The organism is Mesorhizobium sp. BHbdii (assembly GCF_053848045.1).
Map to the genome: position 1 here is coordinate 475,679 of NZ_JBSPKX010000001.1, position 26,596 is coordinate 502,274.

At 61.3% G+C, this 26,596-nt stretch carries 29 protein-coding genes and 1 pseudogene; 9 read left to right on the top strand and 21 right to left on the bottom strand.

Annotation, left to right across the window (positions count from 1 at the left end; all coding sequences use genetic code 11):
• Position 1: 1 nt before the first annotated feature.
• Positions 2-1,027: an ABC transporter substrate-binding protein gene (locus ACWTU8_RS02265; RefSeq protein WP_455846863.1), complete on the bottom strand. Its 1,026-nt coding sequence runs from the start codon at positions 1,025-1,027 to the stop codon at positions 2-4.
• 1,125 nt (positions 1,028-2,152) lie between these two features.
• On the opposite strand from ACWTU8_RS02265, the gene ACWTU8_RS02270 reads away from it, so the two are divergent.
• Complete coding sequence (locus tag ACWTU8_RS02270) at positions 2,153-2,410, top strand: hypothetical protein (RefSeq protein WP_455846864.1); 258 nt, start codon at positions 2,153-2,155, stop codon at positions 2,408-2,410.
• Positions 2,411-2,420: 10 nt separating this feature from the next.
• Positions 2,421-2,801: pseudogene (locus tag ACWTU8_RS02275) on the top strand (3-keto-5-aminohexanoate cleavage protein); the annotation flags it as partial.
• Between the two features lie 384 nt (positions 2,802-3,185).
• Here ACWTU8_RS02275 and soxR read toward each other — a convergent pair.
• Complete coding sequence (soxR, locus tag ACWTU8_RS02280; protein ID WP_258123707.1) at positions 3,186-3,620, bottom strand: redox-sensitive transcriptional activator SoxR; 435 nt, start codon at positions 3,618-3,620, stop codon at positions 3,186-3,188.
• A gap of 84 nt (positions 3,621-3,704) precedes the next feature.
• On the opposite strand from soxR, the gene ACWTU8_RS02285 reads away from it, so the two are divergent.
• Both ACWTU8_RS02285 and ACWTU8_RS02290 read left to right on the top strand, forming a co-directional pair.
• Positions 3,705-4,427: an SDR family NAD(P)-dependent oxidoreductase gene (locus ACWTU8_RS02285; RefSeq protein WP_455846865.1), complete on the top strand. Its 723-nt coding sequence runs from the start codon at positions 3,705-3,707 to the stop codon at positions 4,425-4,427.
• Positions 4,424-5,458 (top strand): S-adenosylmethionine:tRNA ribosyltransferase-isomerase, encoded by a 1,035-nt coding sequence (locus ACWTU8_RS02290; RefSeq protein WP_455846866.1) that lies wholly within the window; start codon positions 4,424-4,426, stop codon positions 5,456-5,458. The genes ACWTU8_RS02285 and ACWTU8_RS02290 overlap by 4 nt, the downstream gene beginning before the upstream one ends.
• Positions 5,459-6,547: 1,089 nt before the next feature.
• Here the strand turns inward: ACWTU8_RS02290 and ACWTU8_RS02295 are convergent.
• The gene (locus tag ACWTU8_RS02295; RefSeq protein WP_342586922.1) at positions 6,548-6,787 is read right to left on the bottom strand and encodes a DUF2905 domain-containing protein; all 240 of its coding nucleotides are present in this window, start codon (positions 6,785-6,787) and stop codon (positions 6,548-6,550) included.
• A 650-nt stretch (positions 6,788-7,437) separates the two neighbouring features.
• Here ACWTU8_RS02295 and ACWTU8_RS02300 point away from each other — a divergent pair.
• Entirely contained in the window at positions 7,438-8,157 is a 720-nt protein-coding gene (locus ACWTU8_RS02300) for a DUF899 domain-containing protein (protein ID WP_455846867.1), read from the top strand.
• A 110-nt stretch (positions 8,158-8,267) separates the two neighbouring features.
• On the opposite strand, the gene ACWTU8_RS02305 is transcribed toward ACWTU8_RS02300, so the two are convergent.
• Positions 8,268-8,684 (bottom strand): GFA family protein, encoded by a 417-nt coding sequence (locus tag ACWTU8_RS02305; RefSeq protein WP_455846868.1) that lies wholly within the window; start codon positions 8,682-8,684, stop codon positions 8,268-8,270.
• A 179-nt stretch (positions 8,685-8,863) separates the two neighbouring features.
• Complete coding sequence (locus ACWTU8_RS02310; protein WP_455846869.1) at positions 8,864-9,184, bottom strand: SRPBCC domain-containing protein; 321 nt, start codon at positions 9,182-9,184, stop codon at positions 8,864-8,866.
• Positions 9,185-9,290: 106 nt separating this feature from the next.
• Between ACWTU8_RS02310 and folP the strand changes: the two genes are divergently transcribed.
• A complete protein-coding gene (gene folP, locus ACWTU8_RS02315) occupies positions 9,291-10,124 on the top strand; it encodes a dihydropteroate synthase (RefSeq protein WP_455846870.1) in 834 nt (277 codons plus the stop codon).
• 11 nt (positions 10,125-10,135) lie between these two features.
• On the opposite strand, the gene pqqE is transcribed toward folP, so the two are convergent.
• Genes pqqE through pqqB form a run of 4 tightly spaced genes read right to left on the bottom strand, consistent with a single transcriptional unit; the run spans position 10,136 to position 13,240 of the window.
• Complete coding sequence (gene pqqE, locus ACWTU8_RS02320) at positions 10,136-11,257, bottom strand: pyrroloquinoline quinone biosynthesis protein PqqE (RefSeq protein WP_455846871.1); 1,122 nt, start codon at positions 11,255-11,257, stop codon at positions 10,136-10,138.
• On the bottom strand, positions 11,254-11,550 hold the full coding sequence (gene pqqD / locus ACWTU8_RS02325) for a pyrroloquinoline quinone biosynthesis peptide chaperone PqqD (protein WP_029350308.1): 297 nt from the start codon (positions 11,548-11,550) through the stop codon (positions 11,254-11,256). Before pqqD ends, pqqE begins: the two co-directional genes overlap by 4 nt.
• A complete protein-coding gene (pqqC, locus tag ACWTU8_RS02330) occupies positions 11,547-12,305 on the bottom strand; it encodes a pyrroloquinoline-quinone synthase PqqC (protein WP_095518906.1) in 759 nt (252 codons plus the stop codon). Before pqqC ends, pqqD begins: the two co-directional genes overlap by 4 nt.
• A complete protein-coding gene (gene pqqB, locus ACWTU8_RS02335) occupies positions 12,302-13,240 on the bottom strand; it encodes a pyrroloquinoline quinone biosynthesis protein PqqB (protein WP_455846872.1) in 939 nt (312 codons plus the stop codon). Before pqqB ends, pqqC begins: the two co-directional genes overlap by 4 nt.
• 220 nt (positions 13,241-13,460) lie before the next feature.
• Between pqqB and ACWTU8_RS02340 the strand changes: the two genes are divergently transcribed.
• Positions 13,461-13,598: a hypothetical protein gene (locus ACWTU8_RS02340; RefSeq protein WP_164547143.1), complete on the top strand. Its 138-nt coding sequence runs from the start codon at positions 13,461-13,463 to the stop codon at positions 13,596-13,598.
• Between the two features lie 59 nt (positions 13,599-13,657).
• Here ACWTU8_RS02340 and ACWTU8_RS02345 read toward each other — a convergent pair whose 3' ends face one another.
• The 4 genes from ACWTU8_RS02345 to ACWTU8_RS02360 form a co-directional block, all read right to left on the bottom strand.
• A complete protein-coding gene (locus ACWTU8_RS02345) occupies positions 13,658-14,215 on the bottom strand; it encodes a PQQ-dependent catabolism-associated CXXCW motif protein (protein ID WP_455846873.1) in 558 nt (185 codons plus the stop codon).
• Between the two features lie 10 nt (positions 14,216-14,225).
• Complete coding sequence (locus tag ACWTU8_RS02350) at positions 14,226-15,089, bottom strand: quinoprotein dehydrogenase-associated putative ABC transporter substrate-binding protein (protein ID WP_455846874.1); 864 nt, start codon at positions 15,087-15,089, stop codon at positions 14,226-14,228.
• A gap of 1 nt (position 15,090) precedes the next feature.
• Positions 15,091-15,615, bottom strand: a complete 525-nt coding sequence (locus ACWTU8_RS02355) for a c-type cytochrome, methanol metabolism-related (RefSeq protein ID WP_455846875.1) — start codon at positions 15,613-15,615, stop codon at positions 15,091-15,093.
• Positions 15,616-15,794: 179 nt separating this feature from the next.
• On the bottom strand, positions 15,795-17,693 hold the full coding sequence (locus ACWTU8_RS02360) for a methanol/ethanol family PQQ-dependent dehydrogenase (RefSeq protein ID WP_455846876.1): 1,899 nt from the start codon (positions 17,691-17,693) through the stop codon (positions 15,795-15,797).
• Between the two features lie 701 nt (positions 17,694-18,394).
• Here ACWTU8_RS02360 and ACWTU8_RS02365 point away from each other — a divergent pair.
• Positions 18,395-18,736 (top strand): hypothetical protein, encoded by a 342-nt coding sequence (locus ACWTU8_RS02365; protein WP_455846877.1) that lies wholly within the window; start codon positions 18,395-18,397, stop codon positions 18,734-18,736.
• A gap of 54 nt (positions 18,737-18,790) precedes the next feature.
• Here the strand turns inward: ACWTU8_RS02365 and ACWTU8_RS02370 are convergent, their stop codons facing one another.
• From ACWTU8_RS02370 to ACWTU8_RS02390, 5 genes are all read right to left on the bottom strand, one after another.
• Positions 18,791-19,654: a quinoprotein dehydrogenase-associated SoxYZ-like carrier gene (locus ACWTU8_RS02370; RefSeq protein ID WP_455846878.1), complete on the bottom strand. Its 864-nt coding sequence runs from the start codon at positions 19,652-19,654 to the stop codon at positions 18,791-18,793.
• 117 nt (positions 19,655-19,771) lie between these two features.
• Positions 19,772-20,740 carry a quinoprotein relay system zinc metallohydrolase 2 gene (locus tag ACWTU8_RS02375; RefSeq protein WP_455846879.1) on the bottom strand — a complete coding sequence of 323 codons (969 nt, stop codon included), beginning with the start codon at positions 20,738-20,740 and terminating at the stop codon, positions 19,772-19,774.
• Positions 20,741-20,777: 37 nt separating this feature from the next.
• Positions 20,778-21,518, bottom strand: coding sequence for an ABC transporter ATP-binding protein (locus ACWTU8_RS02380; RefSeq protein ID WP_455848363.1), 741 nt, complete (start codon positions 21,516-21,518; stop codon positions 20,778-20,780).
• Complete coding sequence (locus tag ACWTU8_RS02385; RefSeq protein ID WP_455846880.1) at positions 21,487-22,314, bottom strand: ABC transporter permease; 828 nt, start codon at positions 22,312-22,314, stop codon at positions 21,487-21,489. Before ACWTU8_RS02385 ends, ACWTU8_RS02380 begins: the two co-directional genes overlap by 32 nt.
• Positions 22,311-23,297 (bottom strand): ABC transporter substrate-binding protein, encoded by a 987-nt coding sequence (locus tag ACWTU8_RS02390; protein WP_455848364.1) that lies wholly within the window; start codon positions 23,295-23,297, stop codon positions 22,311-22,313. The genes ACWTU8_RS02385 and ACWTU8_RS02390 overlap by 4 nt, the downstream gene beginning before the upstream one ends.
• An 819-nt stretch (positions 23,298-24,116) precedes the next feature.
• Here ACWTU8_RS02390 and ACWTU8_RS02395 point away from each other — a divergent pair.
• Entirely contained in the window at positions 24,117-24,497 is a 381-nt protein-coding gene (locus ACWTU8_RS02395; RefSeq protein WP_455846881.1) for a c-type cytochrome, read from the top strand.
• A 108-nt stretch (positions 24,498-24,605) separates the two neighbouring features.
• Here the strand turns inward: ACWTU8_RS02395 and gph are convergent, their stop codons facing one another.
• From gph to rpe, 3 genes are read right to left on the bottom strand one after another with little or no spacing between them, the layout of a single operon-like run.
• Positions 24,606-25,307: a phosphoglycolate phosphatase gene (gene gph / locus ACWTU8_RS02400; protein WP_455846882.1), complete on the bottom strand. Its 702-nt coding sequence runs from the start codon at positions 25,305-25,307 to the stop codon at positions 24,606-24,608.
• Positions 25,304-25,861, bottom strand: a complete 558-nt coding sequence (locus ACWTU8_RS02405) for a thioredoxin family protein (RefSeq protein WP_455846883.1) — start codon at positions 25,859-25,861, stop codon at positions 25,304-25,306. Before ACWTU8_RS02405 ends, gph begins: the two co-directional genes overlap by 4 nt.
• Positions 25,862-25,883: 22 nt before the next feature.
• On the bottom strand, positions 25,884-26,570 hold the full coding sequence (rpe, locus tag ACWTU8_RS02410; protein ID WP_455846884.1) for a ribulose-phosphate 3-epimerase: 687 nt from the start codon (positions 26,568-26,570) through the stop codon (positions 25,884-25,886).
• Positions 26,571-26,596: the final 26 nt, after the last annotated feature.

The following is a 26,596-nucleotide window of genomic DNA, read 5'->3' on the forward strand; positions in this document are numbered from 1 at the left end:
ATTACTGCGGCAGGGTCGAGACCTCCGTATCCCACTTCTGCAGCAGACGCTTGCGCTCGGCGCTCGATCCATACTTTTTGAAGTCGTAGTCGATGAGCTTGATGGTCGACAGGTCGGGCGACAGGTCGGACGCGGTGGCGTTCTTATTCGAAGGCAACTGGAACGACTTCACGTCCTTCGCCTTCGACTGCATCTCGGCGGTCAGCGCCCAGTCGTAGAACTGCCTTGCTGCTTCCGGGTTGCGGGCGCCCTTGATCAGCGACATCGAGCCGATTTCATAGCCGGTGCCTTCGCACGGCGCCACCGTGACGATCGGGAAGCCGGCTGCCGTCTGCGTCACCGCGTCATGCATGAAAACGATGCCGATGGTCGTTTCGCCAAGACCCGCGGCCTTAATCGGAGCGGAGCCCGACTTGGTGTACTGGTTGATGTTGGCGTGGAGGGCCTTCAGGTATTCAAAACCCTTGTCCTCGCCCATGAGCTGAACCATCGTGGCGAGCATCGTATAGGCGGTGCCCGATGAGTTCGGGTTGGCCATCTGGATGTGGCCCTTGTATTCCGGCTTCGTCAGATCGGCCCAGCATTTCGGCTCCGGCAGATTGCTCTTGGCCAACAGATCCTTGTTGTAACCGAAGCCGAGCGCACCGGAGTAGACGCCGATCGTCTTGTTATTGGCGGCTTGCGCCTGCTTGATCGCCCAGTCGTGCAGTTCGCCCCGCATTGGGGACGTATATTCCACAGTCAGTCCTTCTTCGGCGGCCTGGAGATGAGGATCGCCGGTTCCGCCCCACCAGACGTCGCCCTTCGGGTTTCCGGCCTCGGCGCGCAACTGCGCGTATGTCTCGCCGGAGCTCTTGCGGGTCATGTCGACGGTGATGCCGGTCTTTTCCTCGAAGGTAGTCTTTATCTGCTGGCACCAGGCCTCCTCGGCGGCGCAATAGAGGGTGAGGCTGTCGGCGTAAGCCGAGGTGCCGGCAGAGACGAGCATTACAGCCGTTGCCGCCAGACGGACATAGGTCTTGTTCATGTGCGAATTTCCTCCCATTGTTTCGCCGTCTAACAAGTATCAAGCTTTGCTGCGGCGACGACCAGATTGGGAGCTTTTGTGCCAATTTGCAAATCGAGTCGGTAGCGGCGGAACAGGGCTGCCCATAGATCCTCCCGCAATGGACCCTCGATGTTACGTCAGGCGCATCCTCAATGAGATTCACGATTTGATGGTCAAGGAAAAGCGGATCGTCCGCGGGGCGAAGAAGGGTAAACCGATCAGGCAGGTTGCGGCAGTTCCGTTCCGGCTTGACGGCCACGGCACGTAGAGGTGATGCTGATCACCTCCAAGACGACCCACCCGCGGGCCGCAGCGACTACTGATGCCGTCGCTGTCGCGACGCGCCGCTGCTTGGCAAGGGACCTCACGGGGAATGGTCGACCAATGGGTCGGATTTGGCTCAGGTCCCCGATGATTTCAGAGTTGGCCTCACGCAATGACGAAACGCGGATCCTTGGCGTGTTTGACACGGTGAACAAGAAAGAAGCTGCGATCGATCACCGCCAGGGGCAGCAATTCAGATTGTCGCGAACGCGTCGATGTTGGACGTTCGCTCCGCCATGATTTCCAAGCTTTGAGAACACAGCAGTGCGAGCACCTTTGGGCGAAATACGGTACGTTGCTGGTGAGGTCGAACTGCGTGCCTTGACTGCGACGGCTTAGAGCCCGGCTGCAAGCACACGTCGACCTCCAGGCCTTGGTCGGAGTTGCGATCAACTGCTGAAGATACGGCTAATATTCCAAGATCGTCATGGAACGAAGATCGGTCAATCCGGTTTGAAACTTAGTCCGCCGGCCACCGGCAAGTAGCCGCGGATAGCTGGCTCTCCGCCGGCCCGCGCCTGAAGATTGGCGCGGGCTACCGGCCATAATCGAGGCCACGCTAATGAGACAAGTCACACGTTTCCCGCTCATTCTAAGCTTCATCATGATCTCCACCGCGTTGCTCCATGCTCAGACATGGCTGCCCATTGGCTTCAGGCACTTCGGCTTCGCGTTCGATGTTCCACCCGGTTTGTGCTGACGCAGCGTTCGGATGAGGGAGCAGCGTTTGAGGGCAAAAACGACGCGTTTCTTGCTGTCTGGGGCGCGCGGCTCGCTAAGGTGAGTTTTCGGACCGAGATCGAGCATCGCATGGTCGAGGACGAGAAGAACGGCTGGCAATTGACCTATCGTCGGGTGACGCCGGAATTGGCCAGCTACTCCGGTGTTAAGGACGGCCAAATCCGGTATGTGCGGGCAATCAGAGTCTGCCGGGACCGCGCCGCCCTGTTCACCATCAATTATAGCCGCAACGAGAAGATCCCCTACGATCCCATTGTAGTCCGCATGGTACGTTCGCTGAAGGCGGAAGGCTGTTAGGAGGCGCCAAGCCAAGCGGCTGGCCGACGGGGGACTTAAAGGTGAACGCCCGCACATCCAGTTTGTCATGGGCGTGCAAAACGCACTGCCTGCGGAGGAGAGATTGCTCGACGTGCTCCTCAGGGAAGCGAAATTCCTGTTTCCACAGTCTACCTGGACGGCGGCCGGAATAGGCCGCAACCAAACGATCGTGATGAACTGGGCGTTGGCACGCGGAGCAGACGCAGTGCGTACCGGACTTGAGAATAATATCAGGATCACCAAGGAACGCCTGGCGCGCAGCAACGCGGAGCTCGTCGAACTCGCGGCGGCCTCAGTCGAGAGGCTTGGCCGGCGTGTGGCCACCGTCAACGAGGCGCGCCAAACGCTTGGTCTGGCGTTAGGACCGTAATTCTGCAACTTCGCGCCGCGCTGTCAGACCTGTTGCGCCTTGGCAACGTCCTCGTCGATCCTTCCAGACATCGCTATCAGCGACAAGGAAGAAGCTCGACATCCTGGCGCACCGGACATCAATAAGGCCGGCTTTTGCCACCGAGCACGACAAAAAGTGCACTGTCACCGTAATTCAAACGCATCCGCGAACTGCGCCGGACAAGCTGCTCTGAACCCGCGCGTCAGTAACAAACCTGCCCGAGCGTGATCATCACGCGCCGAGATGTGCTCGCCGCGACGAGTGCGTTCGCCGCTCGCGGGAGCCGTTACCGGGTCACAGCGTCTCGCACTCGGCGAAGTCTTGCGGTGTCGAGCCTGCAATAGTGACAGGCACGACGCCAACTTATCCCAGCCAATACCTCGGCCCCGGCCCCTTGCGACCTGCCATATCGGCAGGGTTCGCAAGGCTACACCGGTCGATCGACAGGCAGCCGCAACCGATGCACTCGGTAAGCCCGGACCTCAGACGCTGCAACTCGGCGATGCGCTGGTCGATGCGCTTGGTCCACCGGCCCGACAAACGCGACCAATCCCGACGTGACGGCACGCGATCGGCTGGCAACTTGGCGAGCTCGGCGCCAATCTCCTCAAGCGTCAGCCCAATTCGCTGCGCGAAGACGATGAAGGCGATCCGGCGCAGCACCGAGCGCGGATAGCGTCTATGCCCCGAGCCGGCCCGCTCGGAAGCGATCAGCCCGCGCTCCTCGTAGAAACGCAGGGCCGAAGAGGCGACGCCGCTGCGCCGCGCCACGTCGGTGATGGTCAGCATGGAATCCATGCGTGAACGAAAGCACGATTCCCGCTTGACTTCAAGTTAACTTGAACTTGTAGCAACAGCGTGCAGATTGAAGGAGCATCGGCAATGCAGACGAATATCGATCTTCAGGGACTTCGCGTGGCGGTCACGGGCGGCACGTCCGGCCTCGGACTGGCGCTTGTGCGGCAGCTAGCCGAGCAGGGTGCGTCCGTCGCCTTCGTTGCCCGCACCACTGCGAACGTCGAACGCATCGCCGACGAGACGGGCGCGCACGGGATTGTCGGCGACGTTGGCAAGAAGGAAGACATCTACCCGATCGCGTTGCAAGTCACCGCGAGCCTCGGCGGGCTCGACGTCCTGATCAACAATGCGTCGAGCCTCGGCCCTGTTCCTCTGGCGCTCCTTGCAGACACCGAGTGCGAGGAGCTGGAAAAAGCGCTCGCGGTCAATCTCGTCGGCGCGTTCCGGCTAACGAAAGCCCTGTTCGGTGCGCTTGCCGCGTCCGCACGCGAGGACCGTGGCGCGCTGGTGATCAACATCTCCAGCGACGCAGCGGTGAACGCCTATCCCGGCTGGGGCGCGTATGGCGTGAGCAAGGCTGCTCTTGCCCATCTCACGGGGATTTGGGACGAGGAGGCGAAAGCCGACGGCATCCGGCTCCTCGCGCTCGACCCCGGCGATATGGACACCCCGCTGCACGCGCTGGCGCTTCCTGAGGCCGATCAGTCGACATTGAAGCGCCCCGAAGTGGCTGCTGCCGAAATCATCGAAAAGACGCTCGACGCGTTGCCGGTCCGCGCAACGATTCTCGCCGGGACACACAAATGATTGCCGCCGACCGTCCCGACCGGCGCCCCGCAAGACTGTTCGTCGTCAAGGCCGACGGCACGATGGGCGACCTGCCGCGCGCTGTGCTCGCGACGCTATTCGATCCCGGCGATCTGGTCGTCGCCAATGACGCCGCGACCTTGCCTGCCAGCTTGCACGGCATGCATGTCCCCAGCGACGAAGCGATCGAGATCCGCCTGGCAGGCTGGCTGTCACTTCCCGATCCAACCCGCTTCGTGGCGATTGCCTTCGGCACGGGCGATCATCGCACGCGCACGGAAGACCGGCTGCCGCCGCCTCCGCTGTCACCAAGCGATCGCCTCCAGCTCGGCCCGCTTGAAGCCGTCGTAGAGCGCCTTCTCGACTATCCTCGCCTTGTCGAGCTGCGCTTCCCAGGCAACCGCGCAGCGGTGCTTGCAGGCCTGGCGCGGCACGGCCGGCCGATCCAATACGCGCATGTTCCCGAACCGCTGGCCCTGTGGGATGTCTGGACGAAGATTGCCGCCGGGCCGGTCGCGTTCGAGGCGCCATCGGCAGGCTTTGCACTCGACTGGCGCACGCTCCAAGCCTGGCGTCGGCGCGGCGTCGGCTTCGCAACAGTCACGCATGCCGCGGGCGTTTCCTCCACCGGCGATCCCGCGCTCGACCTGCGCCTCCCTTTCGACGAGCCGTACCGCATCCCTGAGCGCACCGCGGCGCAGGTTGCGCGGGCGAAGCTCCGCGGCGGCCGCATCATCGCGATCGGCACGAGTGTGGTGCGCGCGCTTGAGGCGGCCGCCAATCCCGACGGGAATGTGCGTGCCGAAAATGCCATTGCGACAGGGCGCATCGCGCGGGACACGCGGCTTCACGTGGTCGATGCTGTTCTCACAGGCGTCCACCAGCCCGGCGAAAGCCATTTCGAGCTCCTGCGTGCCTTTGCCGACGATGCTCTGCTCGCCAAGGCCTCCGCAGCCTTCACCGCGTACCGATACCGCACGCATGAATTCGGCGATTCCATGCTGCTCAATCGCCAACCGCTGCATCTATAAGCGCTAACAGGACCGGGCCGCCGCCTCCCTCACTTGCGTCCATCACGGTCATGGAAGATTGGCCCATCGCCTCCACGGTGGCACGCCTGGACGCTACATTCGGCGAGGCGCACTTCGATCTAGAGATAAGCGGTTGCCTGCTGGCTAGGTTCCGACACAACTTTCACCCGCACTAGCCTGACGACTGGATCTCACGGCTCGCCCAGCACATCGGCAGCCGCTCAAACCTGGCTTCAGCCTCGTGCTGGACATTCCGAACGCTGGCGATATCAGCGGCTTCGTGGTCGCAGATCATGCACAGCCGGTCAGATGCGACCTGGCTCCGTGGGGAAGGAACGAGAACGGGCTCGAATTCCCCCAGGCATGGTGGCGCCGCCATGACGAGTACGGCAATCGCTGAGTGTCATAGGCACAACCGCGAATTGCGGTGACAGTGCACTATTTTCCTTTCTGCCTGCCGTGCCTTCGATCCGTAATGCCGTCGTGGGTGCAGATCCGCCTCCTGAAGATAGTGCGCGTCCGCCCTGCCGCCGGGCCGGTTAGCCTTGCGGCATCTTCTCGAACGTCTTCAGCGCGGTATCAATCTTGTCCCAAGGGAGGGCCCGGATACCATAGGTCACGAGTGCGGATCTGCGAAGTGCGGCTGCTTCTGCCAATACGAATTCAACATAGGAGGCGGCCAAGGACCCGCCCTTTTCTGAATCACTCGGTTAGGGCCTTGAGAATCGACGTGGACCATAGGATCAGAATGAATCCGATACCCGACCAAAGCATCACAGCATCCCAGTCGCGATAATCCCGGCGCATTTCAGGCCTCCCTGACAACGCACGTATCTCGTACAGAATCTCGCGCTCACAGCCGCATCCTCCGAAGTAGACGAGGGACTGTATAGGTCCCGCCGTCTGTACCGCCGGGTGACTCGCCCAGCAAAATCGAATTGGTGAAAGCCGTGTCCTATTCAAGAGTTTCTGTTGCCGAGCAGCGGAAAAACCGCCTTCGCCGAGATAAGGCGCAATCGCTATTGCTGCCAGATCGGGTTGCTCCCCGCGTCGTCCGTTCCCTCCGGAGACGCAGGCTCGCCGGACTCGTTACCGATTGAGTAGCCACAGAACAAAAGAGAGAACGATGCTGATCAATATTCCGGTGCCGATCGGAGCATAAAACGTAAAGTTCTCACGTTCGATCACGATGTCGCCAGGCAGTCTGCCCAGACCGATTCGAGACAACCAGGGCCACAATAGGCCTGTGGCGACTATAATCAAACCAATGACAATCAGGGTTCGCGACATCTCGTTGCGCTCAATTTCCGCTGCTTCTTTCTCGTTCATCTTTGGCGTTTCATTGTCGGCGTCTCGGGACGCTGGATGGCCAGCGTCAACTCGCAAGAGCGGCGATGCCATGCCAGGCTGGCTGAGCTCGAGGTCGAAGATCAGCCAAAGCGCCGGACGGATTGGGCGTTATCTGGAACTCACGAGTTTGGCGCAGGTTCCACACGGCCCACAGGCGCGTGAGAAAGTCGAGGTTTTGTTGTCGACAGCTGCTCGGTTATCAGCGGACATGGCGGGCTGCAGGATCTTCGGGTCGACATGGGCTGGCCGTTGTAGGTGTTGTCGCCGCTCCCCCTGTGTTCGCTTGATGAACTCCATCAAGAGGGAGGGCGCCGGGTTCGGCGTGCGTCTCAAGCAGCAAATGCCCGCCGCGAGGGAACATCAGCACCTCGCCTTGTGACTCCGTCCTTCTTTTTCAGCCTGCGGTCCGCAACGCATCGAGCAGAGGTGTTCGAGCGGGAGCGCTATCCATTTCCAGCTTGTATTCTTCGAAGGCCAAGGTGACATCATTGGCATCCGTGATCAGGGAGTCCATCGGAAACCCGCCCCACATCTAGCTACCATGTTTCGCCTCCGGCGTTAGTTTATCTCCTGACGCAACAAGTTGCTTCGAGAAAGGAAAGGAAACCCCGAGGAAGGAGACAGGAGCGATGACGAAACACAAGACCGGAACACGCGAGGAATGGCTCGGGGCGCGGCTCGCACTGCTCGAGGCGGAGAAACGGCTCATGCGGCAGAGCGACGAGCTGGCGCGACAGCGACAGGAGCTGCCGTGGGTTCGGATCGATAAGGAGTATCTATTGGAGACCGAGGAGGGAAGCGCCTCGCTCGCCGACCTCTTCCAAGGGCGCTCGCAACTCTTCGTCTATCATTTCATGTTCGGCTACGGATACCGGCTCACCGATGAGCGCCGAGGATGCACCGGATGCTCCTTGATCGCCGATCACTTCGACTGCGTCATCCCCCACTTGAACGGCCGCGACATTACCCTCGTTTGCGAATCGATCGCCCCGTTGCAGGAGCTCCAGGATTACAAGCAGCAAATGGGCTGGCGTTTCCCGTGGGTTTCGTCGCTCGCGAGCGATTTCAAATACGACTTCGGCGCCGCCTTCACCGAAGAGCAGCAGAGAGACGGCGCCGACTACAACTATCAGCATGTCGACAGGGCCGAGCCGCAGAAGGAGGGAATGAGCGTCTTCGCGCTCCAGGACGGTGCCGTCTACCACACCTACTCCACCTACGCCCGTGGCACCGAGGTGTTTATGGGGGTCTACCGTTTCCTCGACTTGGCTCCTTGGGGAAGGAACGAGAACGGGCTCGAGTTCCCCCAGGCGTGGTGGCGCCGCCATGACGAGTACGGCAATCGTTGAGCGGTGAGTGTCATCGGCACAACCGCGAATTGCGGTAACAGTGCACTATTTTCCTTTCTGCTGCCGTGCCTTCCCGATTTCCCAGCGCGTCGGCCTTGCCGCCGGGCCGGTTAGCCTGGCGGCATCTTCTCGAACGTCTTCAGCGCGGTATCCATCTTGTCCCAGGGGAGGGCGCGGCTGCCGTAGGTCACAACGGTCGGATTGAACCGGCCCGGATCGTCGAGACTTCCGGCATAAACCGCGATCGGCTCCGGCATGGCGGCGAATGTCAGGTAGACCGGCGTTCCGCAGACGGGGCAGAACGAATGGATGTTATCGTTGCCGCTGTCACCCGCAATGCGCCAGTCCGTCGCCGTGCCGGTGATCTTCACGTCTGCCCGCGACGGAAACGTCAGATAGGATTGGTGGCCGGTGCCGCTTCTTTTCTGGCAATCGCGGCATTGGCAGTGGTTTTCGAAGATCGGGGCTGCCTTTGCCTCGTAGCGGACCGCGCCGCACGCGCATCCGCCGGTGTAGAGAGTGCTCATCTGCTCGGCTCCTAGTTCCCGGGTTCAGGCCGCCAGTTCGGACGCGCGCGGCTTGGCGAAGACATCGATCACCTGACCCGTTTCGAGGAAGGATTTCAGGCTGGAGAGGACGATCGGCCAACCGCGCTTGATGCCGTTCGCCATCCCGCTGCCGGCTTCGAGTTCGTCATGGGTGACGGTCAGCGGACCATGGCCTCGTATTCCTCGAGCTCGAAGGTCACCCGGCTGTAGCTCGCCGGATCAGATGCCTGCGAAGCGTTTGCCCAGGTGATGACGAGACGGGTCGGCGGGGAGACCTCGACGACCTTGCCGACGAGTTCGACGGTCCGTTCATCATTGGCGCGGATATGTTCCCATCTTGAACTCGGCTTCCAGTCAGAGACGTTCTCGTGGCCCCAGTAGTGCCGTGCGAGGTCCGGTTTCGTTATTGCCTCAAACACCTTTCCCGGTGTCGAGACAATATAGGTCGTGTAAGTAAAGCTGATCGTTTCCTTGGTCATTTCGAGGCTCCTTTTTGTTTCGCGAGCATAGGTAGATGGGGAAACCGGACTCGTGTGAGTGACAATCGTGTCGCGAATGGCTTTTAGTATGCCGGAAGGTTGATGCATGACGCGCTGGCACCTTGCTCATGGACGGCATCTCGACATTGGCGCGAAATCGTTGTTGATGGGGATTTTGAACGTTACGCCGGACAGTTTTTCCGACGGGGGGGAATTCGATCGGCCGGAGCCGGCGCTCCAGCAGGCGCGGCGCATGATCGGCGAGGGCGCGGCGATCATCGATGTCGGCGGCGAATCCACCCGGCCCGGAGCCGGCGCCGTTTCGGCGCGCGAGGAACAATCGCGCATCCTCCCGGTCATCGAGGCGCTGTCGTCCGACGGCGGCACCCTCGTTTCGGTCGACACCTATCGGGCCGAGACGGCGCGCCTGGCGGTCGCTGCGGGCGCACATATCGTCAACGACGTGCATGGCCTGCAGCGCGAGCCCGACATCGCGCATGTCGCGGCGGAAACCGGGGCCGGCCTCGTCATAATGCACACCGGGCGCGGCCGCGAAAAACTGGCGGATGTGATCGCCGACCAGTTCCTGTTTCTGAACAGATCGCTGGAGATCGCGCGCGACGCCGGCATCCCGGACGACCGGATCGTGTTGGACCCGGGCTTCGCCTTCGCCAAGGACGGAGAGGAAAACCTTGAGCTTATGGCTCGCTTCGGTGAATTGCGCGCTCTCGGTTTTCCATTGCTGGTCGGCACGTCACGCAAGCGTCTTGCCCGTCACCTGGTCGGCGGAAGCGACGAGGGGCGAGACGTCGGCACAGCGGCGACCAGCGTCATCTTGCGGCTGAAGGGCGCTTCGATCTTTCGCGTGCACAATGTCGGGGTCAATCGCGATGCACTGGCTTTCGCCGACGCGGTGCGCGAGCGCGAGACGGTGGAATAGAAGAGCGCGCGTCAGGCGGGCTCGGTCACGACGCCGATCCGCCGGTAGACGAATTGTTCGTCATTCGAAGGAACTGCCGCAGCACGCTGGGCTTCGTCGATCAGCATTGCCATGCGCGCATGGATCGGCGATTTCGCGCAAGCCGGGTCCGTTGCGGCGGCATCGCCGGCGATCGCCATCGCCTGGCAGCGGCAGCCGCCCCAGTCGATCTCACGCCGCTCGCAGCTGCGGCAGGGCTGCTGCATCCAGTCGGTGCCGCGAAAGGCGTTGAATGCCGGCGAATCCGTCCAGATCTCGGCCAAGCTGCGCGGTCCGAAACGCTCAAAACTGAGCGACGGGATGGTCTGTGCGGCATGGCATGGCAGCACGGCGCCGTCCGGCGTCACCATGAACGCGTCGCGCGCCCAGCCGCCCATGCACGGCTTGGGATAGATAGCGAAATAATCCGGCGTGACGAAATCGATGTTCATGATGCCGGTGAGCCGTTCGCGCGCCGCCGCGACGATCTCCGCCTGCCGGTCGACCGCAGCACGCTCGGGCATCAGTTGATCGCGATTGGTCAGCGCCCAGCCGGCGTACTGCACGTTGGCGATCTCGAGCCGCTCCGCGCCCAGCGAGAGGGCCAGATCGATGAATTCCGGCACCTCCTCGATGTTGTGACGATGGATCGGTGCGTTGATGGTAAGCGGCAGGCCGGCCGCGCGAGCGCGGCGCGCCGTCTCCAGCTTCTTTTCGTGGCCGCCTTTGTGGTTGCCGATGCGGTCGGTGGTCGCCGGACGTGCGCCTTGGAAGCTCAGCTGCAGATGGTCGAGCCCGGCTTCGGCAAACGCCTCGATGCGGCCTTCGGCAATGCCGACGCCGGCGGTGATCAGGTTGGTGTAGACGCCGCGCGCCGAAAGCCCGGCGATCAATTGCTCGAGGTCGCGGCGCAGCGTCGGTTCGCCGCCCGACAGATGCACCTGGAGAACGCCGAGATCGGCGGCCTGCGAGAACAGGTCGAGCCAGGTCTGTGTATCGAGTTCGCGATTGGCCTTCAGCAATTCGAGCGGATTGGAGCAATAAGGGCATTGCAGCGGGCAGCGATGCGTCAGTTCCGCAAGCATGCCGATCGGAGGGAGAAGGGGCCCGCTCATAGCTTCACCAGCAGCTTGTCCGACCATTCCTGCAGGAAGGCGACGACGTCGGCCGCCACGGCCTCCTGTTCGGCGTCATAATCCGCGGCAAGGCCGGCAATGATGTGGCCGACCGTGGACCGTCCATCGCAGCGGCGCAATATGTCGAGGCTGATGTCGTTCGGCCAAAATACTTTTTCCGGCGAAAGCACGGCGAACGCCTGCCGCACGGGATCGTACTGTATGCGCACGTGCTTCGGCAGCGAAGGCACCGATCGTGACGACACCAAAGCTCTTTCGCGCAGCGCCATCATCGGGCTGTCTCCGGACGGAAGGCGCCGGGCGGGATGTTTCCAGGCTCGGCATAAGCGTGTTGAAGCGCGTCGAGCATGGCCCAGAGTATATCGCATTTGAACACCAGCGCATCGATCGCCTGCTGCTGGCGCTCCGCCGTGTCGGCATGGCTGAGCACGTAGGCGAGGGCAAAGTCGGCGTCGCGCGAGGCCTGTTCGGGCCGTCGGGTGAAGTAGGCAAGCGTATCCTCGGTGATGTAATCGTATTTGGCCAGCATCGCCGGCACCCGCTCGCCGATGATGAGCGGCGAAAACATCTCGGTCAGCGACGACGCGACAGCCTCGAACAGCGTCCGGTTCGTGCAAAAGGAGAGGTAAGCGCCGACCGCGAAACGTGTCGCCGGCAGCGCCAGCCTTTCGCTCTTCACCGCATCGGCGTCGAGGCCGAGCGAGGTCGCCAGATGCAGCCAGCGCGCGATACCGCCGCTCCAGCCGTCCTCGCCATCATGGTCCTCGATGCGTTTGCGCCAGGCGGCGCGAAACGCCGGGTCCTCGGCATTTGCGAGAATCATGGCATCCTTGCGCGGGATGACAGCCTGGTAGCAGTAGCGGTTCAGCGCCCAGGCCTGCATCTCGGTCCTCGACAGCGCACCACTGGTCATCCTGTGATGGAAAGGATGGCGGTTGTGATAGCGCTCGGCACCGACCTGACGCAGCACGGCTTCGAGCTCGCTGAAGGACAGGCCGTTCCTGGCCGCGTCGTGGAAATCACTCAAAATTCCATCTCCATCCCGTCGCCGGCGACTTCCCAGCCGGCCGCTTTGACCGCTGCGTGTTCGGCGGAATTCTCGTCCAGAACGGGGTTGGTGTTGTTGATGTGGACGAAGACACGGCGGCCGATCCTTACATCGGCTAAGCCGGCGATCGAACCCGCGTCTCCCGACATTGCCAGATGCCCCATGCGCGCCCCGGTTTTTTGGCCGACGCCGGCAGCAATCATCTCGTCGTCCGTGTAGACCGTGCCGTCGAACAGGAGGCAGGCGGCATCGGCTAGAAGCGTGCGCAGGGTCGCATCGATGCGCGCGCAGCCCGGGATATAGAAGACGGAGCCGCGACTGCCGGTACCGGCGATACGGACGCCGATCGTGTCTCCGGACTCGGAGCTGAAATGGGCATCCGGCTGGCCTCTTTCCTCAAGATAGAGCGCTATCTTTCCGGGCACCGGAAAGCTCTCGACAATCACGCCGGTGTCGTTGCCGTTTGCATCGCAGATCGCCAGTTCTTCCGCCGGCGGCAAGATGCGTCGCGGCACGAGCGTCGGATCGAGAACATTGAAAATCGAATTCGCCTCCAGCGTTGCCAGAACCTTTGTCGTTGCGTAGATGGCGAAGGGCTGCCGCTCACGCAAGCTAAGCAGGCCGGCGACATGGTCGACATCGGCATTGGTCAGCACCACCGCACGAATAGGTGTCGAACGCAGCGGGGCATCGTGCGCGGGCTGCAATTCAGGCGTTTGCGCAATCTGCTGGCGAATATCGGGCGAGGCGTTGAAGAGCACCCAGCCGGCCCCATCCACTGACGCGGCGATGCTTGATTGGGTTCGCGAATGCACGCCGGCCATCCCGGTGCGAGCCGCGCGGCTCAGGCGATGGTTGCAATTCCATTGCGGAAAGCCGCCGCCTGCCGCCGAGCCGATGATTTTCAAGCGCATTGCAATGCCCGCTCTGCGGCTCACTCAACCAACAGCAACTTTTCGACCGCGAATGGCTTCGCGCCCGTATCGAACGCGCCAAAGCCTTTCCCGAAAACCTCGCGCGGCAAGGCAGTGCGTGCCCCCGTTGCCGGGGACACGCACCTCTGCGGCCTACTTCTTGGGAGGAATTTCAGCAGGCAGATACCGCGAAATTTCGAAGCCCGCAGCAACCTGGCACATGGTCGGTTTCGTCCAGCTCTTCTTCATGGCATTTCTCCTCTTCTACCAGCCCGAAGGGGCCGATCCTTTTCTCAGTCAACCATTGCTGGGCACCATTGCAATGGCTCGTCCATCAGCTCTCAAAATGGACAAATGAAACGGTAGGTTCTGAAAACTCGAAAAACAAGACGATCGAAAGTAACAATATGCTCATGCTCAATTGCTGATCACGTAAGGCTTCCTCTCCTCCAGCGGAAGGTTTGCACGTTCCCATCCATCGGCGCCGGGCGGATACCAGATCACCGAGCTGTAGCCCCACTCGACTGCCCGTTTCGCGGCATTCCACGACATCCAGCAATTCGTCATGCAGTAGAACAAAATCGCGCGCGACTTGTCGGCACCGGCTTCGGCCGCGAGGCCTTGGCGAAAATAGTTGGCGGTCTCCTCGGAGATAGCGCCGTAACCGACATTGGCCAGCCAGGTGCTGCCCGGGATGTCCTTTCTGATCGTGTCTCTCCAAATCGTTCCTGCCGGCAAATTAGCCGGCTTCGGCGTGTTCGGCATGACGTCGAAGAACACCGCCCTCTTCTCCCGCCACAGCGCCTCCGCCTCTGTCGTCGTCACCACGCTTGCGCCCCGCAGCGTCTGCGGCACCGGCGCCCGATAATCGTTCATCCGGTAGCCGCCGGGCTCGGCGACATCGCCAGCCCACATCGGTGAGGTCAGACCCAGAAGGCCCGCAGCGACCAGCAAAATCGTCTCCTTTCCCTTCATACCGGTTTCGTCATTGCGTGATCGGATTATCGTGTTCGTCGATCAGCGGCACATTGTAGTCCAGCAGGATCCTGTTGATCTCCGCCTGGTTTTCCCTGATCACCCGGTTGAGCGTCCGCTTCCATTCTTGGTCGGATGGACGCACGCCCATGGTGATGCGGTAGGACATGCGCGAGCCGGTTTTTTCCTTCACCAGCGGAACAATCGTGAGATCGGCGCCGAGTTCCTTGGCATAGTAGCCTGCCATCGGTCCCCACATGACAGCCGCATCGATCTTGCCGGCAAGCATGTCCTTGATCATGACTTCCCCCATGGAAGGGGTGAGGCGCGTATCCACCGCCAGCGGATAGATTTTTGCCGTTCGCAAGAGCTTGTTGGCGGCCATATTGGCAGTCGGCGGCGTGCTTTCGACGACACCGATCTTCTTGCCGGTGAGTTTCGGATCCTCGATTGTCTCGACGCCTTCCATGCCGTTGCCCTTCGGGTGCACCAGCACATAGGAGGAGCGATAGTAGGCGTTGGTGTTCTGCACCAGCTCATCGCCCTGAGCGTAACCCATGATGATGTCGCATCGGTTGGCCGCCAGCGTGTTGCGCACGAAGCCAGCGACAACAGGAAACCATGTATAGGCGACGGACTTGCGGCCGGTTTTCGCGGCAACCAGTTCGGCCAGCCTGTTTTCGAAGCCTTCGCCGCTCTCGTCGGTGAAAGGCATGTTCGAAGGATCGGCGCAGACGCGCAGAATGTCGGGGTCGACCAGTTCTCCCGCGGCACCAAGGCCGGCGTCCTGCGCCTGGGCGTTCGAAGTCAGCAAGGCGAGTGCGCCGAGCATCGGCAGGACAAAGCGCAGCTTCAACGCATCACTGTCAATCATATCATCCACCCATACAGGATGCTTCTGCATCCTTCGCTGCCTGTGGCTTGTCTGCTTTCTTCGGCGGCCTGCCGCGGGGCGCCGCACCGTCGGCGCGGGCACGCAGATAGACGTAGAGATCATCCATGTAGCAATAGACGTTCTTATTGTCGCCAAAGGCTGGCATGACGTTCTCCTTGCCGCCGCCGACATTCTTGCGGCCTTCGGCGACGATCGAGAGAAACGTGCCGTAATCCATGGTTTTCAGGCTGTTGACCAGGGCCGGCGCATAGCTCGAACCTGTGCCGTCCGGTCCGTGACAAACATGGCAATCGGAGTGATACCGGCGGTAACCGCTGAATGTGTACCAATCGACGGTTCCGTTTTCGATTTTGTAGGTCGGATTTCCCTCCGCGTCGAAATACTTGCCGTCCTCTTCCGTCGCCACCTTGGCTTTTTCCGCGCTGTCCGAGGCCTGCGCGAGACTTGAACTTGCCAGCGGCAGCAGAGCCAGAGCGAGAACGGAAATTACAAGGCGAACGGACATTCAGACTCTTCCTTCATTTCGCCTGCACACGGTCTTGCTGTCGTGAAGCGGCATTGATCGATGTTGGAGTGCGCGGCGAAATTGAGAGCCCGGTCCTGGCTTCCCGGTGATCCGGGCTCTCGCTTTTCAAGCCTTGGTCTTCTCACAAGACCCCGAGGCGTGCCTTAGGTTCCCGTGTATCAGTCCGGGAGACCGAAGACGGTGAGCTGGCCGCCTAGCGTCGTATAGTCGGCAAGTGCTGCGTAGCCACCGACCGCGCCCAGACCAGCAGTCCCAACGACCGCGGTCTCGTCGCCTTGCTCACGGCCCTGATCGACGGCGCCATGCCAGGCAGCGGCATTATCAGGCGAAAGCAGTCCGCCTGCCAGACCAATACCGGCCCATCCGCCGACGCCGGACAGAACGGCGATGTACTGCTTGCCGTCATGCTCGTAGGCCGTGATGTTGCCGATGATGCCGGACGGGGTCTTGAACTTGTAGAGTTCATTGCCGTCATGATCGACCGCCTTGATGTAGCCCTCGAGCGTGCCGTAGAATACGACATCGCCGTCGGTTGCCAGCGCGCCCGACCACACCGAGAACTTCTCGGGCTTCGACCAGACGATCTCGCCCTTGGCAGCATCCCAGGCAATGAAGTTGCCCATGTGGTCTTCTCCAGGGGGAGGATACATCGACACGGTGGCGCCCACGTAAGGCTGGCCGGCAGTGTAGCTCACCTTATAAGGCTCATAGTCCATGCAGACATGGTTTGTCGGCACGTAGAACAGGCCGGTCTTCGGCGAATAGGCCGCCGGTTGCTGGTCCTTGGTTCCAAGCGCCGCCGGGCAGATGCCCGTCGTGTTGGTGTCTTCGCCGTTCTGCTGGGTCGAATATTTGGCCACGACCTGCGGGCGGCCATACTGGTCGCTGCTGGGGTCCATGTTGACTTCCGTCGCCCAGTTCACTGCCGGATCGTATTTCTTGGCGACGAGAAGTTCGCCAGTGGCGCGATCCATGGTGTAGGCAAAGCCGTTGCGGTCGAAATGCACCAGCACGTCGCGCTTGGCACCGTTGACCTCCATGCCGTCGACGAGAATCATCTCGTTGATGCCGTCAAAGTCCCACTCGTCATGCGGGGTCATCTGGTAGAGCCATTTGGCAACACCAGTATCCGCATCGCGAGCCATTATTGTCATCGACCAGCGATTGTCGCCTGGGCGCTGCACCGGGTTCCATGTCGAGGGATTGCCGGTACCATAGTAAACCAGGTTCAGCTTGGGATCATAGGAATACCATCCCCATGTCGTGCCGCCGCCTGTCTTCCACTGTTCGCCTTCCCAGGTGTTCGTGCCGGAATCCTTTCCGACAGGTTTGCCGAGATGGGTGGTCTTTTCGGGATCGATCAGGGTGTCTGCGTCCGGACCTTCCGAATAGGCTTTCCAGGCGAGCTTGCCGTCTGCCAGATTGTAGGCAGCCAGCCAGCCCCGAACGCCGAATTCAGCGCCGGAGACGCCGACGAGCACCTTGTCCTTGACGACCACAGGCGCTGACGTACCGGATTCGCCCTTTCCGCCGTCGGTCTGCTCGCCGTTCTTGACCGACCAGACAACCTTGCCGGTCTTGGCATCGAGCGCGACGACGGTGGTGTCAGCCTGGTTGAGAATGATCTTGCCGTCGCCATAGGCGACGCCACGATTGACCGTGTCGCAGCACATGATCCCAATGACATTGGGGTCTTGCTTGGGCTCGTATTTCCAGAGGATCTTTCCGTCATTGTTGAGATCGAGAGCATAGACTGTGTTCGGGAACGGCGCGTGGACATACATCACGTCGCCGATGATCAACGGCCCGCCTTCATGGCCGCGCAACACGCCAGTGGAGAAGCTCCACTTGACCTGCAGGTTCTTCACATTGTCCTTGGTGATCTGGTTAAGTTTGGAAAAGCGGGTGTTGGCGTAGTCACCCGTCTGCATCACCCAGTCCTTGGGATTTTCGGCCATTTTCATCAGTTCTTCATTGGCCGACGTCATGTGGACCGCGCCGAACGACATGAGCGCCGCGGTCGTTAGTAGGTAGGCAGTTTTCGCAAGTACACGCATCAAAGTCCTCCCAGGGTTCACAATGACGAATCGTCCGTCGAGCCCACGAGGGCTTGCCCAAGCGATTCATGTGGGGGAAGTATTTCCGGCAGCGTGTCACGACCTAAGCCGAATGAGCAGAGGGCACCGTTACTGCCCATCCCACTTGGCCTACGAAAGACTGTCGCCGCTCCCTAATGACGGTGACGCCCTTGAAGCCGGAAACAGGATGAAGCTATGTCATCCCCAGGCGGAAGGCAAGAAAAATCACTTCTGGCTATGTTGCACTGCAATATAGAGAAATAGATATGAAAAAATCCATACAGAAAGCTATTGATCGACTGTGAACGAGGCTGGATTTATATAACTTCCCCAATTTTGCGTATTTTTTTGGCGGAATGTATTGATTTTTATTTATGAATATTCATTGGTTCGTGTGACGTTAAGTATGCGCCCGTCGCTCCGGGTGCCGATAGTGAAGGAGACATGAAATGAAGGTCAGCACCACGATTCACAGCGGATGATCGTGCTGTCTGGGAGGCCTTTTGTCGGCCGGCACGGCCTTGCTCCTTTGGTACTATATGGCCAGCAAGAGAACTTGACGGGGGTGATGGCACGAGGCCAACTGGTGCGGTGATCCTGTCTCGATCCATGGGCTCGACCCATTGGGCTCGACCCATCGGGCTCGATCTATCATGTCCGCGCCAATCGGAAGGTTCCCCATGCTCAGATATGTCGGCTTGTCGACCTTGCCGCTGTTGCTGGCCTTCGCCAATCCGGCCGGTGCCGCCGGAGATTATCCAACAACGACAGTTGTCGACTATGTGCTCGGCTGCATGCAGACGAATGGCCGGACACGTCAGGCGCTGGAAAGCTGTTCCTGCTCGATCGACGTCATCGCCTCGATCCTTCCGTTCGAGGATTATGAAAGGGCCGAGACCTTCAAGAGCATGTCCCTGACGACAGGGGAGCGTTCGGGACTGTTTCGCGAAAGCGCGCCGGCAAAAGCCGCAAGCACGGAACTGAAGCGCGCGCAGGCGGAAGCCGACGTGCGCTGCTTTTAGACCGTGTAGGAGCGCCGACGGCGGGAGACAACCGCTGCATACGGTATCGAGGCTTCAGAGTCCTGTAGCCTCCAGTGGCCATTGATCGCGAAACACCTTGCCGTCCGTATCGATCGCTTCGACCTGGATTTGGGCAGTGCCATGCGCCGTGAAATCGAACCGGAAATTGGGATCTTCCGAAATCGATATTCCGCCTTCCATCGAGAGGATCGGCCGGTCTGCTTGCGAGATCGACAATTTCTGAACGAAATGCGCGGGGATGAAGTACTGGGTCAGCGGGTTCCGCTGCAGGCCCGAATTGTTCGGGTGGCGGATCATCAGCTGCAATTCCTGCGCCTTTGTCATCGTCTCTTGCGGCGGGAACTGGCGCAGCTTCATCTGCCCCATTGTCGCCATCGCCTCGTCCTGGTTCTTGACCGCCGGGGCCGAGCATCCGCCTGACGCCTTGACGAAGGTCTGAGCCATGTGAAGTTCACCGCTCTGGGTTTCTGCTATGGCACGCAGATAGGAATAGTCGTTGACGCGCACGCGCGTCGACAGATGCGTCACGCCGGCGTCCTTGCCGATCTGGAACGTCGCCGCCACCGGTGCCGGATTGACGTCGATGATCAAGGTGACGGATTTGATGCCGTCGGGTGCCTTGGCCGGGTCGATGTAGATGTCGACAGGCACGATGGCGGCATCCTGCGCCCGCTTCGGCGCCTCGACCCTGACGACGCCGGTATCGATCAGAATTGCCCGATCGCCGAACACGTCGCCTTTCAAATCCAGCCAGATCCTGTCCGAAGACGCGGCTGTTTGTTGCGCGTGGGCGGCTCCGGAGGAGCCAAAGAGCGCGCCGACGGCCAGGATGATCGCGGCAAAGATGGCTGCGAGCGGCAAGGCGAGCTGCCGGCTCCGGTAAGAGTGGTTCTGCATTTCGATGCCTCCACCAATGTCAGAGAGGTGGTGCCCAGGCCGATGTCGAGGATAGGCCTTTGACGATGCCTTGGCAAATCGATCCACTTCATCCCGTCCAACGCTTGTCGGTGTGATCTATTCCCATTCGACTTCGGCAAAGGCGGCCGTTGCATTGCGCTCGTTGTAGTCGTCGAACATATGCCAATTGCCCCGTTCGCTTGCGCCGGCGGTCTTGACTGCCTCGCTGAGCGGCGTCCCGTCGACGATCGCCTTGCGAATATCGCGCGCCAGAACTTCGAAATAGCGCCGCTCCGCCGTCAGCGCCTCCGGCCAGTCGGCCGGCACCGGGCCATGACCCGGAACGGCGCGCACGGCGCCGATTGCGGCGAGCGCATCCATCTGGCGAAGCCAACCGAGCAGCGATCCGTCGAGCGTCGGCAAGGAACCTATGAAAACGAGATCGCCGGCAAACAGCGTGCGGGTCGCGCTGTCGAAGACGGTTAGGTCGTTGTCGGTGTGAGCCGCTTTCCATGCCTGCAATTCGAGCACGCGTCCACCGAGGTCGAGCTGCAGGCGATCATCGACCAGCATCGTCGGCGGTATGATCTCGACCCCTTTCATGAGCGCGTCGCCGATCTGTTCGCGGAAGTTTTGCAGGTAGAACGCGCCGCGTGCCTCGAGCGCGCGCGGCAGATTGCGATGGCCGACGATGGTCGCGCCGATCTCCCGGAATGCCGCATTGCCGAAGATGTGGTCGGGGTGCATGTGGGTGTTGATCAGGTAGCGGACCGGCCTGGCGGTTATTTTGCCGATCGCCGCGATGAAGGCGTTCGCCTCGATCAGGCTGCCGCCGCTGTCGATGACGGCAACAGCGTCGGTGCCGACGACGACGCCCAGGTTCGAGATCGCGCCCTGGTTGGCGGCGCTCATCAATTCATCGACGCCCCGGAAAGCGAAGACGCCGTCGGCGATTTTCCTGAGCTTGAATTCAAGGCCGGCCGCGGCGAGAGCGGCCCGCCCGAGGCAACAGGGCAGCATCGCGGCGCTGACCGCGGTGCAGGCGAAGCCGTTCACAAGCTTGCGTCGTACCCTGTCGATCGGCATGGCTTTCCCCCATATGCATTTCCGAACCGTAAGGCGATCAGGCCACGCCTGGGAATTTTTGATGGAACGACCGCAAGAGGTCGCTCATCACCTGTGGATTGCGATATTGCCGCGGCAGCTTTATGTCGAACATGCCGAGCACATGGGCCGGCCGCTGCGCGAGAACGATTATGCGATCCGACAGCATCAGCGCCTCGCGGAGATTGTGGGTTACCATCAGGGCCGTCGTAGGCCGCGCCGACCAGACGGTCAAAAGCAGGTGCCGAAGCCGCTCGGCAGTCCGTTCGTCGAGCGAGGCAAAGGGTTCGTCCAGGAAAAGCACCGCCGGTTCGGTGGCGAAGGCCCTGGCAAGTGCTGCCCTGCGCGCAAGCCCGAGCGAAAGCTCGGCCGGATAGAGCGAGCGCATGCCGGCGAGGCCGAGCGTGTCGAACAGCCCGTCGAGATTTTTCGTTCTCAGGCTTTTCGGCAGCGCCAGCCTGACATTCTGCTCCACCGTCCGCCACGGCAGCAAGATTGGCTCCTGGAATACTGCGGCGATCCGGTTGGAGCCGCCTTCAGGCAGTTGGAATGAGCCGGAAAAGTCGTTGTCCAATCCAAGCAGAATGCGCAGCGTCGTGGTCTTGCCGCAACCCGATGGTCCCAGCAAGCAGGCGAATTCGCCTTGCCGGACCTCGAAGGAAAGGTCCTGGAGCGCCGTGATCGAGACGCCTTGCGCGGACCTGAAGGTCTTTTCGGCGATGTCGACCCTAAGCGGGACGACGGCGCCAACGGGTTGCATGTCGTTCAACGGGCTGCACCAGAAGGAGTTCGATGACAAGCATCACCGCCACGAAAGCCAGCGTGTAGGCAAGGATGGCGGCGACGTCGAAGAGCTGGAAATAAAGATAGATCTGGAAGCCGACGCCGTTGGAGCGGCCGAGCAGTTCGACCACCAGGACAATCTTCCAGATGAGAGCGATGCCGGATCGTGAGGCGGCGGCAAGATAGGGCTGCAGTTGCGGCAGCAGGACGTGGCTGACACGGTCGAGAAGACCGAAGCGGTAGACGGCGGCCATTTCGGCGTAACTCGGATCAAGCGCTCTGGCGCCTTCGCGCATCGTCACCGCGACATTGGGGATCTTGTTGACGGCAACCGCGCCAATCGCCGCCGCTTCGTTGAGGCCGAACCAGATGTAGGCGAGCACGATGACCACCAGCGCGGGAATGTTGAGGAACAGAACCACCCAGGGACTGAAGAACCGGTCTGCGCTGCGGTGGCTGCCGAGGAGAACGCCGATGACCGAGCCAACAACCATCGCGACGACATATGCCGCGGCAACCCGGCCGAGTGTCGCGCCGAGATGGTAGAAAAGGTCGCCGTTCGCCGCCTCTGCGAGCAAAATCTGCCAAACCTGTCCCGGCCCTGGAAAGCCACGGCTCGGCCAGGCATTTGCCGCAAGACCCCACAGAAGGCAAAGCCCGAGCAGAGAGACCGCGACCGTCAGCACGGGTGTCAGCACCGTTGCAAGGCTGGATTGGCTGGAGATATCGGCCACGGCGCCCGGCGGGCGATCGCCGGTATCAGGTGCGCTCATTGCGGGAGCTCCTGCCAGAACGTGCCTGGCGCCATTTCCGGCGCGCGGCCGACCAGCTTTTCGCCGCCGATCTCGGCCAGCACGCGGTAGAGCTTGCCGGCGTCGGCCGCATCCTCGGCGACGGGGCGTCTGGGAATGCCCTCGCGATAGCGGTCACGCAGTTTGGCCAATTCCTTGCCCTGTGCGCGGATAATCGGCGCAAGGCGCAGCCACTCATCGTCGGATCTGGCCAGCAAGTCCTTGGACTGCGCCGAAGCCTTGATGAAGCCCCGGACGGCAGCCGGATTTTCATTCGCCCATTTGTCATGAAAGACATAGCCGAGCGCCGACACGGCGCCCGAGGCCCCGAGCGCTTTCGCCGCATCATCGGCGCCGATCAGCCGACGAAAGCCGTTGGCCTCGAGGCGGGCGCAAAAATGCCAGAAATTGAGCACCGCATCGAGTTCGCCTTGCATCGCCTTTTCCGAAATCAGCGGCGGCGCGCCAAAGACGATGTCGCTGGTTGCCGGCAGGTCGAGGCCGTGATCGCGTCTGGCCAGCGCCTGGATCAGCAGCCAGCTTTTATCGAGAGGCCCGCCGGCGACGCCGATCTTTTTTCCCTTGAGATCGATGATCGTGCGGATCGGCGCCCCCTCCTTCACCATGATTGCCCCGACGGCGGTCGAATAGGGGACCAACGTGAGGTCGACGCCTTCCGAGCGCTGGCGCGAGACCCACAGCCAGTCAGAGACGATGCTGTCGATCGCGCCGGCCAGCATGGCGACGTTGGTTGCATCCTCGCCGGCGAAATCGATAATCTCCAGATCGATGCCGTTGGCTGCGTCGAACTTGTGTTGCTTGATGGTGTCAAGCGCCCAGCTCACGGTGCCGAACTTCAGCACGCCGATGCGAACCTTGCTCGTGGCGAAGGAGGGTTTTGAGACAAGCGCTGCGGCCGTTCCAAGAGCCGCCAGACGGAGCGTTCCTCGACGCGAAATCATGATGATGTCTCCTCCCGGGGCCGTAACAGGCCGGGGCGCCGATCAGATCGCACGGTCCTTGTTCGGGAAAGCGCATTTCCAGCGCTTGACCTTGAGGGTCGGGTGTTCCTGCGACCATTTCGCTATTTCGCTGGGCGCCAAGACCATACATTGGACGAGAGAGCCACGGCTCTCGAAATAGAGATGCTCGTCTCGGCAATTGCCCGGATTGGTAATCAGGCAAACCGTCAATATGAGGTCGACCATATCCATTCAGCACCTCTTGCGCGCTTAAAGACGCCCGCTTCGGCGAGATCCGGCCCGATCTGCGAGCCTGGACAAAATCGCCATCTGCCGGAGTCCCGAGGTGCCCGTGGAAAACCGGAATGGTTTGAGGCTACGCGTTCGCCCGATGGCCGTCAACAAAGTCGAATGGATAGGGCGCCGGAGCCGAGCTCCTCTGAATTCGGGAAGGACGCCGGCGATACCTGAAAACACAAAACCCGCCTCGGCGGGCGGGTCGTTGGCGCAAATCAGCGCCATGGCCAAATCAATGGCATACATGCCGTCACAAAGCAACGAATCGCGAGCTCGCGACCAGGGCAATCGCTTCCGGTTTTGCGCTGCCCTCATCTCCGGTGCCGGGCACTTCTCGCCGTGCCGGCGGTTCACTGGACCTCTGTATGGTTGACATCGCTCATCTGCCGGGTAGCTTCCAAGATGCAGGCGTCGCAACTCCACAGGGGAGAAGCTTTCGCTCTGCCATAATCGATGCATGCCGATGATCAAACAAAGGCATGCGCAAATCGTCCAGGGCACCTTGACGATCAATGAGGAAATGCCATGCGTGCAATCGCGTTTTTCGCCGTCGTGTCCGTTGCGACGTTTATCACGAGCCAATCTCAGGCACAGGATGCCGCCGCGGGTGAGAAGGTCTTCACCAAATGCAAGGTCTGTCACGTCGTCGACAAGGATCAGAACAAGGTCGGTCCGTCGTTGAGCGGGGTCATTGGCCGGACGGCCGGCACGCATCCGGGATTCAAATATTCCAAAGCCATGACCGAGGCTGGCAAATCTGGCGTCAAATGGGATGAAGCCACGCTGACCAGCTACCTTCGCGATCCCAAGGCCATGGTCAAAGGCACGAAGATGGCGTTTGCCGGGCTCAAGAAGGATGAGGACCTCGCCAACGTCATCGCCTATCTGAAGCAATTCTCCAAATGACCCGGTTCTTCCGCCAGGAAGTAACCCTGTTCTTCCCCGGAAATAACACGACTTCGCCGGCCGTTCGAAATTGCGTTCGGCCGGCGCCCGCCCGGTGGTTGGCGCCGGTCAGGCGGCGTCTTGCAGCCTGCGCATCGCGGAAGGCAGGTCGAACAGGTTGTCGCAAACGAGATCGGCGCCAAGCTCTTCAACCGGAATTTGGGTGTACCCGCCACGCAGCAGAATGATGGGCATGCCGGCGGCGCGCGCGGCAGCCACGTCGGCGCCGCTGTCTCCGACCATCAGCGCGTCACGAGGTTCGACCTGAAGCTGGTCGAGCGCCAGCAGCAGAGCGTCGGGCGCCGGTTTCAGGTATGTCACCGCGTCTCCGCCAACGATCGCGCCAAGGTGTTCCGTCAGCCCAAAATGCAGCAGGATTTCGCGAGCCGCCAACTGCGGCTTGTTGGTCACCACGCCCATGGCTATTCCGCTCAAGTGGAAGTGGGTGAGAACCTCCCTGACGCCAGGCATCAGCGACGTCAGGCCGGTGAGATGTCTGCGGTAGATCGGCGCCATGACGCGGTTGGCCTCGTCAAGCGCGCTGCCGAGGAGCGGCGTACCGGAAGCGGTGAAGGCTCGCTCGACCAGCTTCCTGACGCCGCCGCCGATCATGGCCTTAACCTGTTCCAGGCGCAGCGGCGGCAGATCGCGGCCGGCCAGCAACTCGTTGACTGCGGCCGTTATATCAGGCGCCGAATCGACCAGCGTGCCGTCGAGATCGAACAGGATCGCTTTCGACGATCGAAACCGCCTACCCATGCCGACGTTCATGCGGCGTCCTTCCACTTGATCGAGCAGCCGATCGAAGCGATCTGGTCGAGCGGCCCGTCGCCGGTTCGGGCAATTTGCTTCATCGCCTCGAACAGGTCGCGTCTCAGCCCGGGCGATCCGGCGTCGCGTCGCGCCGCGTCCAGCCGGCCGCGATATTGCAGCGTCAACTCGCTGTTGAGCCCGAAGAAATCCGGAGTGCAAACGGCACCATAGGCACGCGCCACGGTCTGGCGCTCGTCGTGGAGGTAGGGGAAAGTGAAGCCGTTCGTCCTGGCGAAGAGCTTCATGTTGTCGAAGGAATCATCCGGATAGGCGTCGGCATCGTTGGAATTGATCGCGACAAAGCCGATGCCTTCGGGCTTGAGATCGTTGGCATCGCGGACGATGCGTGAAATCACCGCCTTCACATACGGGCAGTGGTTGCAGATGAAGGCTACGACCAGCCCGTTCGGGCCGGCGTGGCTGAAGATCGAGTGCGATTTGCCGTCGATGCCGGGCAAAACGGCATCGATGGCTTGCCAGCCGAAATCGCAGACAGGTGGGATCGCCCCCATGTTGCCCTCCGATGAAATGGTTTTACGCGGCTTTCCGGATCGCCCCGTCGGCTGCCTGTCTGATGGCGCCGATATTGGCGCGATAGGCAGCCTCGGTGCCACCCTTGAAAATGGCCGAGCCGGCAACCAGCACATTGGCGCCGGCCGCGGTGACCAGGGGCGCGGTTTCGGGCGTGACGCCGCCGTCGATCTCGATTTCGATCGGGCGGTTACCGATCAGTGCCTTGATCCGCCTGACCTTGTCGACGACCGCCGGAATGAAAGCCTGGCCGCCGAAACCCGGATTGACTGTCATCAGAAGCACCAGATCGAGCCGGTCGAGCACATATTCGATGACACTTTCCGGCGTCGACGGGTTCAGCGATACGCCGGCCTTCTTGCCGAGATTCCTGATCGCCTGCAGCGAACGATCGAGATGCGGCCCGGCCTCGGCATGCACCGTGATGATGTCGCAGCCGGCATCGGCGAAGGCGGCGAGATAGGCATCGGCCGGCGCGATCATCAGATGGCAGTCGAAGATCTTGTCCGTTCGGTCGCGGATCGCTTTGATCACCGGCGGGCCGAAGGTGATGTTGGGCACGAAATGGCCGTCCATCACGTCGAGATGGATCCAGTCGGCACCCGCCCGGACGACCGTTTCGACCTCGTCGCCGAGCCGCGAGAAATCCGCAGAAAGCACCGAGGGCGCGATGATTGTCTTAGTACGCATGGTCGTCGGCTCCCATTCTGTCTACC